The organism is Meridianimarinicoccus roseus, from assembly GCF_003172915.1.
In the GTDB taxonomy this organism is placed as follows: Bacteria; Pseudomonadota; Alphaproteobacteria; order Rhodobacterales; family Rhodobacteraceae; genus Meridianimarinicoccus; species Meridianimarinicoccus roseus.
The window spans coordinates 124,400-137,555 of the sequence record NZ_QGKU01000047.1; the positions used below are offsets into that span (position 1 = coordinate 124,400).

A 13,156-nucleotide genomic window follows, 5' to 3' on the forward strand; every position below is an offset into this window, starting at 1 on the left:
CCGTTCCCTGTGAACCCTGTTTACGCAACGCAAGCCTGTCCGGATCAGTTCCCGCGACAGAATGGCAGTCGCCCTCTCCGGTGACCGTCCGCGAAATTCCGGCATCGGCCTGCCTCGGCCCGCCGACAGCGCCCGCCCCGCGACGGCGCGGCGCTTGATCGCGCGGCACCAAGCCGTTAAGTGCGGCGCATGAAACCTGTGTTCGACATCGGTGACCGCGCCCGCTTGCCGTGGCGATTCCACGGTCAGACCCGGACGGCGACCGCCCGCCTATGATCGGCCCCGCGCGGCCGACGACGCCGCGCGCCTGACCGACACCCAATTTCACCACCGGGAGAGGACCCTCATGACCGCCCCGAAGACACTCTATGACAAGATCTGGGACGCCCACCTGGCCCACGAAGCCGAGGACGGCACAAGCCTGCTCTACATCGACCGGCACCTCGTGCACGAGGTCACCAGCCCGCAAGCCTTCGAAGGGCTGCGCATGGCGGGCCGGACCGTGCGCGCGCCGCACAAGACCATCGCCGTGCCGGACCACAATGTCCCAACCACCGAGGACCGCGTGAACGGCATCACCAACCCGGAAAGCCGCATCCAGGTCGAGGCGCTCGATACCAATGCGAAGGACTTCGGGATCCACTACTATCCCGTGTCCGACATCCGGCAGGGCATCGTGCACATCGTCGGGCCTGAACAGGGCTGGACACTGCCGGGCATGACGGTGGTGTGCGGCGACAGTCACACCGCGACCCACGGCGCGTTCGGCGCACTGGCCCACGGCATCGGCACGTCCGAAGTCGAACACGTGCTGGCGACGCAGACGCTGATCCAGAAGAAATCGAAGAACATGAAGGTGGAAATCACCGGCAAGCTCGCGCCGGGGGTGACCGCCAAGGACATCACCCTGTCGGTGATCGGCCATACCGGCACCGCTGGCGGAACCGGCTATGTCATCGAATACTGCGGCGAAGCGATTCGCGACCTGTCGATGGAAGGCCGCATGACCGTCTGCAACATGGCGATCGAGGGTGGCGCCCGCGCCGGGTTGATCGCGCCGGACGAAAAGACCTTCGCCTACGTCAAGGGCCGCCCGCACGCGCCCAAGGGCGAAGACTGGGACAAGGCGATGGCCTGGTGGGCGACGCTGCAAAGTGACGAAGACGCGCACTGGGACAAGGTTGTCACCCTGCGCGGCGAAGACATCGCGCCGGTCGTGACCTGGGGCACCTCGCCCGAAGACGTGCTGCCGATCACCGCCACCGTTCCCGACCCGGCCCAGTTCACCGGCGGCAAGGTCGATGCCGCGCGCCGGTCGCTCGACTACATGGGGCTGAAACCCGGCACGCCGCTCTCCGAGATCGAGATCGACACCGTGTTCATCGGCTCCTGCACCAATGGCCGGATCGAGGATCTGCGCGCCGCCGCCGCCGTGCTGAAGGGCCACAAGATCAAGCCCGGCCTGCGCGGCATGGTGGTGCCTGGCTCCGGCCTCGTGCGTGCCCAGGCCGAGGAAGAGGGGCTGGCCGACATCTTCCGCGACGCGGGCTTCGAATGGCGGCTTGCGGGGTGTTCCATGTGCCTCGCCATGAATCCGGACCAGCTTTCGCCGGGTGAACGCTGCGCAGCCACGTCGAACCGCAATTTCGAAGGGCGGCAGGGCCGCGGCGGACGCACCCACCTGATGAGTCCCGCAATGGCCGCCGCCGCCGCGATCACCGGGCGGCTGACCGACGTGCGCGACCTCACGCGCGAAAACGAACCAGCCTGACACCCCACCCCGAAAGGACGGACTCATGGCACTCTGGACGAAATGGCTGATCCTCGGGGTCGTGTCGGTGGTGTTCGGGCTCTTCGCGCTCGGCAACGCGGTCGCGGCCTCCATCGCGGTGACGCTGGTGACGGGACTGTTCCTTGCGCTCGCAGGCGGGGTACAGATCTATGTCGCGATGGCCGAAGACGGGGGCCACAAGGTCTGGGCGCTCGTGCTCGGCATCGTCACGCTGCTGCTGGGCCTGTCCTTCATGGTCAATCCGCTGGGCGGGACCGTGTCGCTGGCGCTGCTGGTGACGGTGCTTCTGGCCGCCAGCGGCGTGCTGCGGCTGGTGCTGGCCTGGTCCATGAAGCAGACGCGCTTCTACTGGCCGATGCTGGTGTCGGGCGCGCTGTCGGTGCTGCTGGCGGCGTATATCCTCGCCAATTTCGGCGCCGCGTCGCTCGCGCTTCTGGGCGTGCTGCTGGGGGTGGAACTTCTGTTCAACGGCGCGGGGCTGATCGTGCTCGCGCTCTTCGTGAAATCGCAGGGGACGGGCGGCACCCGCTGATCCGGTCCGACACGAGTCATATGCGAGTCATATGATTATCATACGGGAATCATACGATGGAAAAATTCACCAAACTGACCGGGATCGCGGCTCCGCTGCCGATGATGAACGTCGATACCGACATGATCATACCCAAGCAGTTCCTGAAGACGATCGCGCGCACCGGCCTCGGAAAGAACCTCTTCGACGAGATGCGCTATGACGATAACGGTAACGAAATCAGCGACTTCGTTCTGAACAAGCCGGCCTATCGCAACGCGCAGATCCTTGTGTCCGGCGACAATTTCGGGTGCGGATCGTCCCGCGAACACGCGCCTTGGGCGCTGCTCGATTTCGGCATCCGCGTCGTGATCGCCCCCAGCTTCGCTGACATCTTCTACAATAACTGCTTTAAAAACGGTATCTTGCCCATAGTTCTGCCGCAGGAACAGGTCGACATGCTGATGGACGACGCCGCGCGCGGGTCGAACGCCACCGTTACCGTCGATCTGGAAGAGCAGACAATCAGCGGGCCCGATGGCGGCACCATCTCGTTCGACGTGGATCCGTTCCGGAAACACTGCCTTCTCAACGGGTTGGACGATATCGGCCTGACCCTTGAAAAGGCCGCGGCGATCGACGCCTTCGAGGCCAAGGCCGCGGCCGAACGCCCCTGGGTGTGATCCAGCAAGACCGAAAGGCGCGGGGCTAACCGCGCCTTAACCTTGCTGCGTTCTAGTGGCGGGATGCTGCATCGTCTTGCCCTGCTGGTGTTTTCCGCGCTCGCGGCCTGTCTGCCCGCCGCGGCGGACAGTCTGCGCCTCATGGTCTATACGGTGGAACTCGATCGCAGGGGGCCGGGCCTCCTGCTGCGCGATATCCAGCGCGGCGACCCGCAGGCAGCCGCCGCCGCGCGACTAGTGGCAAGCCTCGCGCCCGACGTTCTGGTGTTGCTGCGCTTCGACTATGACGCGCAATTGCTTGCCCTTGGTGCGTTCGCGGACCTGATCTCTGCGGAAGGCACTGATTTAAAACATCTATTTTCACTAAGGCCCAATTCAGGGTTGATGACCGACGTCGATCTTGACGGTGACGGGCGGTTGCGCGGGCCGCGCGACGCACAGGGCTACGGGCTGTTCTCGGGGCACAACGGAATGGCGATCCTGTCGCGCTTGCCCATCGACACGGCCGCGGTGCGGGACTTCTCGGCCCTGCGGTGGGCCGATTTGCCCGGCGCGGAACTGCCCGCCATGAACGCCAAGCCATTTCCAAGCGCGGCGGCCCAGTCGGCGCAGCGCCTGTCCTCCACCGGGCATTGGGAGGTGCCGCTGCTGCTGCCGGGGGGCGAGCGTCTCAACCTCCTGATCTACCACGCGACTCCCCCGGTTTTCGACGGCCCGGAAGATCGCAACGGCCTGCGCAACCGCGACGAGACACGCTTCTGGTCGCTGCTGCTGGACGGCGCTCTGGATACTCCGCTCGGCCTGCCACCGCCCACTGGGCCGGTCGTGGTGATGGGAAATTCCAACCTCGATCCCGCGGGCGGTGACGGGCGCCGCGCCGCGATGGCGGAGCTTCTGGCGCATCCCGGGCTTCAGGATCCGCGCCCTACCAGCCCGGGCGCCGCCGCTGGCGGGTTCCGCGAACCCGAACTTGCCGCTGCCGACACCGTCGCCTGGGACGCGGAAGGGGAGCCCGGGAACCTGCGGGTGGATTACGTGCTGCCCGACGCGCGGCTGACCGTAACGGGCGCCGGTGTGGCCTGGCCCGCGCCGGACGATCCAGCTGCGGCCCTTCTGGGCGAGGACGGGCGCGGCGCCTCGCGCCACCGGCCAGTCTGGGTTGATATCGCGCTACCGCAGGGTCCGCCGCGCTTTCTTGACCCTTCCGGGGGGAGCGGCTAGGCACCGGCCAAACCCCTGCGAAAAAGGATGCCTGCCATGACCAACCCAAACCTGCTGATCCTGCCCGGCGACGGTATCGGCCCAGAGGTCATGGCCGAGGTGCGCCGCATCATCGACTGGTTCGGCGCCAAGCGGGGGCTGGCTTTCGACGTGAGTGAAGATCTGGTCGGCGGCGCCGCCTACGACGCCCACGGCACCCCGCTGACCGATGCGACGATGGAAAAGGCGCAAGAAGCCGACGCGGTGCTGCTCGGCGCTGTGGGTGGCCCGAAATACGACGTGCTCGACTTCAGCGTGAAGCCCGAACGCGGCCTGCTGCGCCTGCGCAAGGAAATGGATCTGTTCGCCAACCTGCGCCCGGCACAATGCTTCGACGCGCTGGCCGACTTCTCGTCACTGAAGCGCGACGTAGTCGCCGGACTCGACATCATGATCGTGCGCGAACTGACCTCGGGGATCTATTTCGGCGAACCGCGCGGCATCATTCACGAAGGTAACGAACGCGTCGGCATCAACACCCAGCGCTACACGGAAAGCGAGATCGAGCGCGTGGCCCGGTCCGCCTTCGAACTTGCCCGCCGCCGTGGAAACAAGGTCTGCTCCATGGAGAAGGCCAACGTGATGGAATCGGGTGTGCTGTGGCGCGAGGTCGTCACGAAGATCGGCGAGACGGAATACCCGGATGTCGAACTGTCGCACATGTACGCGGATGCCGGCGCGATGCAGCTGTGCCGCTGGCCCAAGCAGTTCGACGTGATCGTCACCGACAACCTGTTCGGCGACCTTCTGTCGGATGCGGCGGCGATGCTGACCGGCAGCCTCGGGATGCTGCCGTCGGCCAGCCTGGGTGCGCCGATGGCGAACGGGCGACCCAAGGCGCTTTACGAACCGGTACACGGATCGGCCCCCGACATCGCGGGGCAGGGCAAGGCCAATCCGATCGCCTGCATTCTCAGCTTCGCGATGGCACTGCGGTATTCTTTCGACCAAGGTGCCGAGGCGGACCGGCTGGAAGCCGCCGTCGAAAAGGTGCTGGCCGATGGGGTGCGCACGGCAGACCTGATGCAAAGCGACGGTGGCAGCCCGGTCTCGACCTCGGGCATGGGGGACGCGGTTCTGGCCGCGCTCGACGGCTCTCTCTGACAGCGGACGCGGCGGGCCCTGAGCGCGGGGCCCCCTTGATCGCACGGCATGGTAGCGGTAACCCGGTCGCACCTGATCCGGACCCTGCCATGCCCTTGCGCCGACTTTCCCCCAATGCGCGCGGCGCCTTGCTCGCCCTTGGCGCCTTCGCCGTGTTTTCCAGCCACGACGTGCTGGTAAAGTTGCTTGGGGGCAGCTATTCGCCGATTCAGATCGTATTCTTCAGCGTGCTGTTCAGCTTTCCGGTGCTGACCCTGATCCTCGCGCGCAGCCGGACCCATGGCCACCTGCGCCCGCGCCATCCGTGGTGGAGCCTCGCGCGGGCCATCGCCGCCATCGTGACCGGGTTCTGCGCCTTCACCGCGTTCTCGCTGTTGCCGCTGGCGCAGACCTACGCGCTGCTGTTCGCCACCCCGCTGCTGATCACCGTCCTGTCGATCCCTGTGCTGGGCGAGAAGGTGGGCGTGCACCGCTGGGCGGCGGTCGTGGTGGGCTTGTGCGGTGTCCTTGTGGTGCTGCGGCCCAACGCAGTGCCGCTGTCGGCAGGGCACCTGGCGGGGCTCATGGCCGCGGCAGGGTCGGCCACCGCGTCGATCATCGTGCGCAAGATCGGACAGGAGGAACGCAGCTCGGTGCTGATCCTCTATCCGCTGCTCGGCAACGTGCTCGTCATGGGCGCACTGCTGCCTGCCGTCTACAAACCGATGCCGCTGGAGCATCTGGGCGCGCTCGCCGCGATCGCGGTGTTGTCGATCATCGCGACCAGCTTCATCATTTTCGCCTACCGTACCGGCGAGGCCGCGGTGGTGGCGCCGATGCAATATTCCCAGATCGTCTGGGCGACGCTCTTCGGCTGGCTGATCTTCGCCGAGGTGCCAGACCTGCCGACGCTGCTTGGCGCGGGGATCGTGATCGCAAGCGGAATGTATATCGTCGCCCGAGAAAGCGGCGCGCGCGCGACCGACAACCAGCCGGTTCTGAGCACGCGGACCCGCCACGAGACGGGGACCTATCCGCGTGTCAGCACCCTGATCGACGACGACTGACGGGCCTCGCGCGCACTGCATTTGTGCGCTTGCAAATCCCCGCCAAAGGCATTACCCCGCGCGACACGGTCGGAGTGTAGCTCAGCCTGGTAGAGCACTGTCTTCGGGAGGCAGGGGCCGGAGGTTCGAATCCTCTCACTCCGACCAGATCGCCAAATGCCCGCAGGGCTATGCTGGTATCTCCCCTTTCACAGACTTGCAGCTTGTGCATTGATGCGCCCGAGACGCGTGGATGTTTTCGCGGCAAGCATGCGGCGGCCCGATGAAAGCGCCGCACCCGCGACACGTGCCTGGCGGCGACCGTGTCGGCCCGCGCACGGGCAGCGCCGCAGGTCAGCCGCGCGCAGCGTCCAGCCGCTCCACACCCAGAACGTCAAGCACCTTAGCCTCGATGTCCTCGGCGTTCATGCCGGCCACAGCGTACATGTCGGCGGGGCTCGCCTGGTCTATGAAGGTGTCGGGCAGCACCATGGAGCGGTATTTCAGCCCGTTGTCGAACACCCCTTCCTCGGCCAGAAGCTGCGCGACATGGCTGCCGAAGCCGCCGATGGCACCTTCCTCCACGGTGATCAGCGCCTCGTGATCAGTCGCCAGCCGCAGGATGAGGTCGCGGTCAAGCGGCTTGGCGAAACGCGCGTCGGCCACCGTTGGGGTGATGCCGCGCGCTGCCAGTGCCTCGGCCGCGCGCTCCACCTCGGACAGCCGCGCGCCGAAGGACAGGATGGCGACGCCCTTGCCCTCGCGGATCATCCGACCGCGGCCGATCTCCAGCGGGCGCCCGCGTTCCGGCATCTCCACGCCAACTCCCTCACCGCGCGGGAACCGGAAGGCGCTGGGGCCGTCCTCATAGGCGGCGGCGGTGGCGACCATATGGACCAGTTCCGCCTCGTCCGCGGCGGCCATAACGACGAAACCTGGCAGGTTGGCAAGATATGCGATGTCGAACGCGCCCGCATGGGTCGGCCCATCCGCACCCACCAGCCCGGCACGGTCTATGGCGAAGCGCACCGGAAGGCGCTGGATCGCCACGTCATGCACCACCTGATCATACCCGCGCTGCAGAAAAGTCGAATAGATCGCACAGAACGGCTTGAGCCCGCCCGCTGCAAGCCCGGCGGCGAAGGTCACGCCATGCTGTTCGGCGATGCCAACGTCGAAGCAGCGCGACGGGTAGCGTTCGGCGAACAGGTTCAAGCCGGTGCCGTCCGGCATCGCAGCGGTGACGGCGGTAATGCGGTCGTCGTCAGCGGCTTCGGCCAGCAGCGCCTCTGCGAAGACGCGAGTATAGCTTGGCGCGTTCGACGGTGCCTTCTTCTGGGTGCCGGTCACCACGTCGAACTTGGCTGTGGCGTGGCCCTTGTCGGCACGCCCCTCGGCAGGGGCATATCCCTTGCCCTTCCGGGTGATGGCATGAATCAGGATCGGCCCCGTGGCACGCGCCTTCACGGTCCGCAGAACCGGCAGAAGCTGGTCCATGTCGTGCCCGTCGATCGGCCCGACATAGGAAAAGCCCAACTCCTCGAACATGGTGCCGCCGACGGTCAGGTGCTTCAGCATGTCCTTGGCCCGGCGCGCACCCTCCTGGAACGGTGGCGGCAACAGGCTGACAGCCCCCTTCGCGGCGGACTTGAACTCTTGGAACGGCGCCCCGGCATAGAGGCGCGACAGGTAGGAGGACAGCGCCCCCACCGGCGGCGCGATGGACATCTCGTTGTCGTTCAGGATCACGATAAGGCGGCGTTTCAGGTGCCCGGCGTTGTTCAGCGCCTCGAAAGCCATACCGGCCGACATCGCCCCGTCGCCGATCACCGCGATGGCATCCCCCGCGCCTTCGGGCGGTGCGGCGCCCAGATCCCGCGCCACGGCAAACCCAAGCGCAGCCGAGATCGAGGTGGAGGAATGCGCCGCCCCGAACGGATCGTAGGGGGACTCGGCCCGCTTGGTGAACCCCGACAGCCCGCCCTTCTGGCGCAGGGTGCGGATACGCTCGCGCCGTCCCGTCAGTATCTTGTGCGGATAGCACTGATGGCCCACGTCCCAGATCAGCTTGTCGCGGGGCGTGTCGAAAACCGCATGCAGCGCAACGGTCAATTCGACCACGCCCAGCCCTGCGCCCAGGTGACCGCCGGTGACCGATACGGCGCTGATCGTCTCGGCCCGCAACTCGGCCGCCAGCTGGTGCAGCTGCGCGTCGCTCAATCCCTTCATGTCGGCGGGCGTGGTGACGCGGTCCAGCAGCGGCGTGGTCGGTCGGTCGGTCATCTCGGGCTCCTCCCCGTTCGGACGGGCCCGGGGGCCGGTCAGTATTGGCGCGAGATAACGAAACGGGCCGCCTGCCGCAAGGTTTCGGCCCCCGCGCCGTAAGGGGCCAGCGCCGTGCAGGCCTCGTCCACCAGGGCAGAGGCACGCGCGCGCGCCGCATCCAGACCCAGCAGCGACACGAAGGTCGCCTTGCCCGCCGCGTCGTCCTTGCGTAGGCGCTTGCCGGCCGCGGTTGCGTCACCCTCGACGTCAAGGATGTCGTCCGCGATCTGGAAGGCAAGCCCCAGCGCCGTTGCGTAAGCCGTCAGGGGCGCCGGGTCGGCCCCGGCCATCCGTGCGCCCGCCTCCGCCGACCAGCGGATCAGCGCGCCGGTCTTGTTCGCCTGCAAGTCGGTGATCTGGTCCAGCGTCAGCGGCGCCACGGCGCTTTCGGCGGCAATGTCCTGCGCCTGGCCCAGCACCATGCCCCCCATCCCCGACGCCGCCGCAAGACTTGACACAAGATCGAGCCGCCGACCCGGGTCCAGCCCGTCCGGGCGGGTCAGCAACTCGAACGCCAGGGTCTGCAGCGCATCGCCCACCAGCACCGCGGTGCCCTCGTCCCAGCGGCGGTGCACTGTGGGCTGACCGCGACGCAGATCGTCGTCATCCATACAGGGCAAGTCGTCATGCACCAGCGAATAGGCGTGCAGCGCCTCGATCGCCGTGGCGGGCCAGACCGCCACATCGGCGTGGATCCCATGCAGCGCCGCGCCTTCCAGCACCAGGAAGCCGCGCAGCCGCTTGCCGCCGCGTGTAGCATAGGCCATGCCCTCGACCACCGGCAGCGCCGCCTGCCCCGACAACACGTCATCGAAACAGGCCTGCACCCGCGCGGCTGCCGCCGCAAGCGCCGCGTCGAACATCAGCTCGCGTCGGTCGGCACGGCGCCCTTGGGCTGCCCGTTTTCATCGAGGGTTATGGTCGCGACCTTCTCTTCCGCCGCCTTCAGTCGCGCCTCGCAATGCGCCTTCAGGCGCGCGCCACGTTCGTACAGCGCGATCGACTCGTCCAGCGCGACCTCGCCGGCCTCGAGACGGCCGACCACCTGCTCCAGTTCGGCCATCGCCGCTTCGAAGCTCATCTTCTCAACCGGGGTTTCGGTCATCGCGCGTCTCCTTCTGCCCTGCGCCCCGCTCCAGAAGCACGGCCACATGGGCCGCCGCCCCTGCGGCCAGCGCCTGCAGGTCATAGCCGCCTTCCAGCACCGACACCAGCCGTCCGCCGCAGGTCTCGTCCGCCACATCGCATATCCGTTCGGTGATCCAGGCGAAATCGGCGGTTTCCAGCTCCAGTTGTGCCAGCGGGTCGTCGCGATGCGCGTCGAACCCCGCGGAGACAAGGATCAACTCGGGTCGGGCAGCGCGCAACGCGGGCAACACGCGGGCAGAGAAAACCGCGCGATATGCGGCGCCGTCCGTTCCCGGCGGCAGGGGCAGGTTCACGATCTGCCCATGCGCGCCGCGTTCGTCCATCGCGCCGCTGCCCGGATAGAGCGGCGACTGGTGGGTGGACACGAAACAGGCCCGTGGCTCCGTCCACAGAAGGTCCTGCGTGCCGTTCCCGTGGTGCACATCGAAATCCATCACGGCGACGCGGGACAGCCCGTGCACCTCCAGCGCATGCAGCGCGGCGACGGCCACGGTGCCGAACAGGCAGAACCCCATCGCGGTCTCCCGCTCGGCATGGTGACCGGGTGGGCGCAGCGCGCAGAACGCGTTCACGCTTTCGCCATCCAGCACCGCGTCCACCGCGGCGCAAGCCGCACCGGCCGCCCGTCGCGCCGCCGTTTCAGAGGCCGCCATCACGTGCGTGTCGGCATCAAGCTGCCGCCAGCCTTGCGCAGGAGCGGCGCGTGCCACCCGCTGAAGATAGGCTTCGGGATGGCAGCGCAACAGCGCCTCGTCCCGGACAAGCGGCGCCTCGCGCCTATCCAGCGCGGCGAATTGCGGTGCGGTCAGCGCCCCCATCACCGCGTGATAGCGCGCCACCTGTTCGGGATGGCCGTCCGGCATAACATGGCGTGCGGCGTCGGGATGAGAGTAGAGGATCGTGGTCATGGCGCACCCTAACCGCGCGCGCCGCCGCGGCGCAATGACCGCCACGCGGCAAGGCTCATGACAAATGCGTCGCGCTGCCACGGGCGGGGACCCGTCCCCGCGCAGGCGGGGGTGGGGACAAGAGGCATGCCGCGGCACGCGGCGCAATCCGGCAGGTCAGTCGCCGACCAGCATGTATCCCGCGCCCCGCACCGTCTGCAGGTAGCGCGGCTGCTTGGGGTCGGCCTCGATCTTGCGGCGCAGCCGGGTGATCTGCACGTCCACGGCGCGCTCCTGCGCCTGGCCACCGTCGCGGCCCAGTTCCTCAACAAGCTGCGTGCGGCTCAGCGGCTCGCCAAGCCGACTCGAGAAGATCCGCATCAGCTGGTGTTCCGTCGCCGTCAGGCGCACCACCTCGGCGCCGGACCACAGCTCCCCCCGGTCGAGGTCATAACGTACCTCGCCCAGCGTCAGCATTGCCGCATCACCGGTCGCGGCATCCGCCGGCGGCATCCGGCGCAGGATCGCGTTGATCCGAAGCAGCAGTTCCTTCGGCTCGAACGGTTTGGCTAGGTAGTCGTCCGCGCCCGCCTCCAGCCCGGCGATACGGTCGGACGTCTCGCCCTTGGCGGTCAGCAGCAGGATCGGCGTCGCGATGTCCTCGCGAAGGCTGCGGGTCAACGCGATCCCGTCCTCGCCCGGCATCATCACATCAAGCACGATCAGGTCGAATTCCAGCCCGTCCAGCAGCCGCCGCGCATGGGCCGCGTCCCGCGCCGCACTGACCCAGAAGCCGTGCCGCTTTAGGAACTTCTGCAAAAGTCCGCGGATCCGTTCGTCATCGTCCACGACCAGCAGGTGGGTATCGGGCAGCGCACTCATCGGCTCACTCCGCCAGACCGGCATAGTGTCGGCGGATCTCGGGGTCCATCATCGCCTCCAGAACCCGGCGAAACCCCGCCACCGCTTCCGGCCCGGCGGTGCGATACGCCTGCCGCATCCGGGTCTGCTGGGCGTCCGACAGCTTGGCCTCCAGCGCGCGGCCCGTCGCGGTCAGATGCAGGTGCCGCTCGCGCCTGTCGCGGTCGCCGACCCGCGCCTCAACCAGACCGTCCTCGATCAGCGTCCGCAGCACGCGGTTGAGCGACTGCTTGGTCACCCCGAGGATCGACAGAAGGTTGTTCACCGTGGTCCCGGGACTGCGGTTGATGAAATGCAGCGCCCGGTGATGCGCGCGACCATAGGCGTAATCGTCGAGAATCCTGTCAGGGTCCGACGTGAAGCCACGATAGGCGAAAAACATCGCCTCTATGCCCTGCCGCAGCTGCTCGTCCGTCAGGAACAGCAGTTTCTCGCCGCCATGTCCGTCCATCCGTCCCCTCCCGCCCCGGTTTTCGAAGCTATGTTCACGGTTTGCGGCAACTTACGTCAGCCTTGTTGACTTTCCAAGACTCAACGGGTACCCACGCTGAGATTTTTGGCAACAAATGGTCCGAAGCGGCCATTTTTCGCGCAACTTTCGGAAATCCGACCGGCAGAAAGGAAACACGATGGCGGGTGGCTACGACGATCGCGACGGGATGATCTGGCTGGACGGCGAAATGGTGCCGTGGCGCAGCGCCAACGTGCATATCCTGACCCATGCGATGCACTACGCCAGTTCGGTGTTCGAAGGAGAGCGCGCCTATGGCGGCACTATCTTCGAATCGCGCAAGCATTCCGAGAGGCTGCGCGCCTCGGCAAAGATGATCGACTTCGAAATCCCTTACACCGTGGACGAGATCGAAGCGGCGAAGTACGAGGTGATGAAGGCCAACGGGCTGTCGGATGCCTATGTGCGCGCCATCGCTTGGCGCGGCGCTGGCGAGGACATGGGCGTCGCATCCGCGCGCAACCCGGTGCGCATGGCCGTCGCCGCCTGGACCTGGGGCAACTACTACGGCGAGGCGAAGACCCGCGGCGCAAAGCTCGACGTGTCGAAATGGAAACGCCCCGCACCCGACACCATCCCCTGTCACGCCAAGGCGGCCGGGCTCTACATGATCTGTACGATGTCCAAGCACACGGCCGAAGCGAAGGGCTGCTCAGACGCGATGATGTTCGACTATCGCGGCTACGTTGCCGAAGCGACCGGCGCCAACATCTTTTTCGTGAAAGACGGCGAAGTTCACACGCCCCTGCCCGACTGCTTCCTGAACGGTATCACCCGGCAGACCGTCGTGCAGATGCTGCGCGACCGGCAGATCGCCGTGCACGAGCGGCACATTATGCCGGAGGAACTGGAAGGCTTCCAGCAATGCTGGCTGACCGGCACCGCGGCCGAGGTGACGCCCGTGGGCCAGATCGGCGACTACAATTTCGAGGTCGGCGCGATGGCGCGCGACATTTCGGACGCCTACGAGAAGCTGGTCCGCACCTGA

The 13,156-nt window shown here is 66.9% G+C and carries 13 protein-coding genes and 1 tRNA gene; 8 read left to right on the forward strand and 6 right to left on the reverse strand.

The features are described from left to right. Positions 1-346: 346 nt before the first annotated feature. The 7 genes from leuC to DKT77_RS15040 all read left to right on the forward strand — a co-directional run bounded on the left by leuC (position 347) and on the right by DKT77_RS15040 (position 6,543). Complete coding sequence (leuC, locus tag DKT77_RS15010) at positions 347-1,771, forward strand: 3-isopropylmalate dehydratase large subunit (RefSeq protein ID WP_109812478.1); 1,425 nt, start codon at positions 347-349, stop codon at positions 1,769-1,771. Positions 1,772-1,796: 25 nt separating this feature from the next. Beyond that, complete coding sequence (locus tag DKT77_RS15015) at positions 1,797-2,324, forward strand: HdeD family acid-resistance protein (protein WP_109812479.1); 528 nt, start codon at positions 1,797-1,799, stop codon at positions 2,322-2,324. 56 nt (positions 2,325-2,380) lie between these two features. Continuing rightward, the gene (gene leuD / locus DKT77_RS15020; protein ID WP_109812480.1) at positions 2,381-2,986 is read left to right on the forward strand and encodes a 3-isopropylmalate dehydratase small subunit; all 606 of its coding nucleotides are present in this window, start codon (positions 2,381-2,383) and stop codon (positions 2,984-2,986) included. A 63-nt stretch (positions 2,987-3,049) separates the two neighbouring features. Next, positions 3,050-4,207, forward strand: coding sequence for an endonuclease/exonuclease/phosphatase family protein (locus tag DKT77_RS15025; protein WP_238547927.1), 1,158 nt, complete (start codon positions 3,050-3,052; stop codon positions 4,205-4,207). Positions 4,208-4,243: 36 nt separating this feature from the next. Further along, a complete protein-coding gene (leuB, locus tag DKT77_RS15030) occupies positions 4,244-5,350 on the forward strand; it encodes a 3-isopropylmalate dehydrogenase (RefSeq protein ID WP_109812481.1) in 1,107 nt (368 codons plus the stop codon). Between the two features lie 89 nt (positions 5,351-5,439). Further along, positions 5,440-6,396 (forward strand): DMT family transporter, encoded by a 957-nt coding sequence (locus DKT77_RS15035; RefSeq protein ID WP_109812482.1) that lies wholly within the window; start codon positions 5,440-5,442, stop codon positions 6,394-6,396. Between the two features lie 70 nt (positions 6,397-6,466). Further along, positions 6,467-6,543: transfer RNA gene (locus DKT77_RS15040), tRNA-Pro, on the forward strand. Between the two features lie 186 nt (positions 6,544-6,729). Here DKT77_RS15040 and dxs read toward each other — a convergent pair. The 6 genes from dxs to DKT77_RS15070 form a co-directional block, all read right to left on the reverse strand. After that, positions 6,730-8,658, reverse strand: a complete 1,929-nt coding sequence (gene dxs, locus DKT77_RS15045) for a 1-deoxy-D-xylulose-5-phosphate synthase (RefSeq protein WP_109812483.1) — start codon at positions 8,656-8,658, stop codon at positions 6,730-6,732. Between the two features lie 38 nt (positions 8,659-8,696). After that, a complete protein-coding gene (locus tag DKT77_RS15050; protein WP_109812484.1) occupies positions 8,697-9,563 on the reverse strand; it encodes a polyprenyl synthetase family protein in 867 nt (288 codons plus the stop codon). After that, positions 9,563-9,805 (reverse strand): exodeoxyribonuclease VII small subunit, encoded by a 243-nt coding sequence (locus tag DKT77_RS15055; protein ID WP_109812485.1) that lies wholly within the window; start codon positions 9,803-9,805, stop codon positions 9,563-9,565. The genes DKT77_RS15050 and DKT77_RS15055 overlap by 1 nt, the downstream gene beginning before the upstream one ends. Beyond that, positions 9,786-10,757, reverse strand: coding sequence for a histone deacetylase family protein (locus DKT77_RS15060; protein ID WP_109812486.1), 972 nt, complete (start codon positions 10,755-10,757; stop codon positions 9,786-9,788). Before DKT77_RS15060 ends, DKT77_RS15055 begins: the two co-directional genes overlap by 20 nt. A gap of 156 nt (positions 10,758-10,913) precedes the next feature. Continuing rightward, entirely contained in the window at positions 10,914-11,618 is a 705-nt protein-coding gene (locus DKT77_RS15065; protein ID WP_109812487.1) for a response regulator, read from the reverse strand. 4 nt (positions 11,619-11,622) lie between these two features. Further along, on the reverse strand, positions 11,623-12,108 hold the full coding sequence (locus DKT77_RS15070) for a MarR family winged helix-turn-helix transcriptional regulator (protein WP_109812488.1): 486 nt from the start codon (positions 12,106-12,108) through the stop codon (positions 11,623-11,625). Positions 12,109-12,286: 178 nt separating this feature from the next. Here DKT77_RS15070 and DKT77_RS15075 point away from each other — a divergent pair, with 178 nt between their 5' ends. After that, complete coding sequence (locus DKT77_RS15075; RefSeq protein ID WP_109812489.1) at positions 12,287-13,156, forward strand: branched-chain amino acid aminotransferase; 870 nt, start codon at positions 12,287-12,289, stop codon at positions 13,154-13,156.

Excerpts from the sequence above, each read along its gene's own strand:
- DKT77_RS15070 (WP_109812488.1), bottom strand. The coding sequence starts at position 12,108 with ATGGACGGACATGGCGGCGAGAAACTGCTGTTCCTGACGGACGAGCAG.
- DKT77_RS15050 (WP_109812484.1), bottom strand. The coding sequence starts at position 9,563 with ATGTTCGACGCGGCGCTTGCGGCGGCAGCCGCGCGGGTGCAGGCCTGT.
- DKT77_RS15025 (WP_238547927.1), top strand. The coding sequence starts at position 3,050 with ATGCTGCATCGTCTTGCCCTGCTGGTGTTTTCCGCGCTCGCGGCCTGT.
- leuC (WP_109812478.1), top strand. The coding sequence starts at position 347 with ATGACCGCCCCGAAGACACTCTATGACAAGATCTGGGACGCCCACCTG.
- leuD (WP_109812480.1), top strand. The coding sequence starts at position 2,381 with ATGGAAAAATTCACCAAACTGACCGGGATCGCGGCTCCGCTGCCGATG.
- DKT77_RS15075 (WP_109812489.1), top strand. The coding sequence starts at position 12,287 with ATGGCGGGTGGCTACGACGATCGCGACGGGATGATCTGGCTGGACGGC.
- dxs (WP_109812483.1), bottom strand. The coding sequence starts at position 8,658 with ATGACCGACCGACCGACCACGCCGCTGCTGGACCGCGTCACCACGCCC.
- DKT77_RS15055 (WP_109812485.1), bottom strand. The coding sequence starts at position 9,805 with ATGACCGAAACCCCGGTTGAGAAGATGAGCTTCGAAGCGGCGATGGCC.
- leuB (WP_109812481.1), top strand. The coding sequence starts at position 4,244 with ATGACCAACCCAAACCTGCTGATCCTGCCCGGCGACGGTATCGGCCCA.
- DKT77_RS15065 (WP_109812487.1), bottom strand. The coding sequence starts at position 11,618 with ATGAGTGCGCTGCCCGATACCCACCTGCTGGTCGTGGACGATGACGAA.
- DKT77_RS15060 (WP_109812486.1), bottom strand. The coding sequence starts at position 10,757 with ATGACCACGATCCTCTACTCTCATCCCGACGCCGCACGCCATGTTATG.
- DKT77_RS15015 (WP_109812479.1), top strand. The coding sequence starts at position 1,797 with ATGGCACTCTGGACGAAATGGCTGATCCTCGGGGTCGTGTCGGTGGTG.
- DKT77_RS15035 (WP_109812482.1), top strand. The coding sequence starts at position 5,440 with ATGCCCTTGCGCCGACTTTCCCCCAATGCGCGCGGCGCCTTGCTCGCC.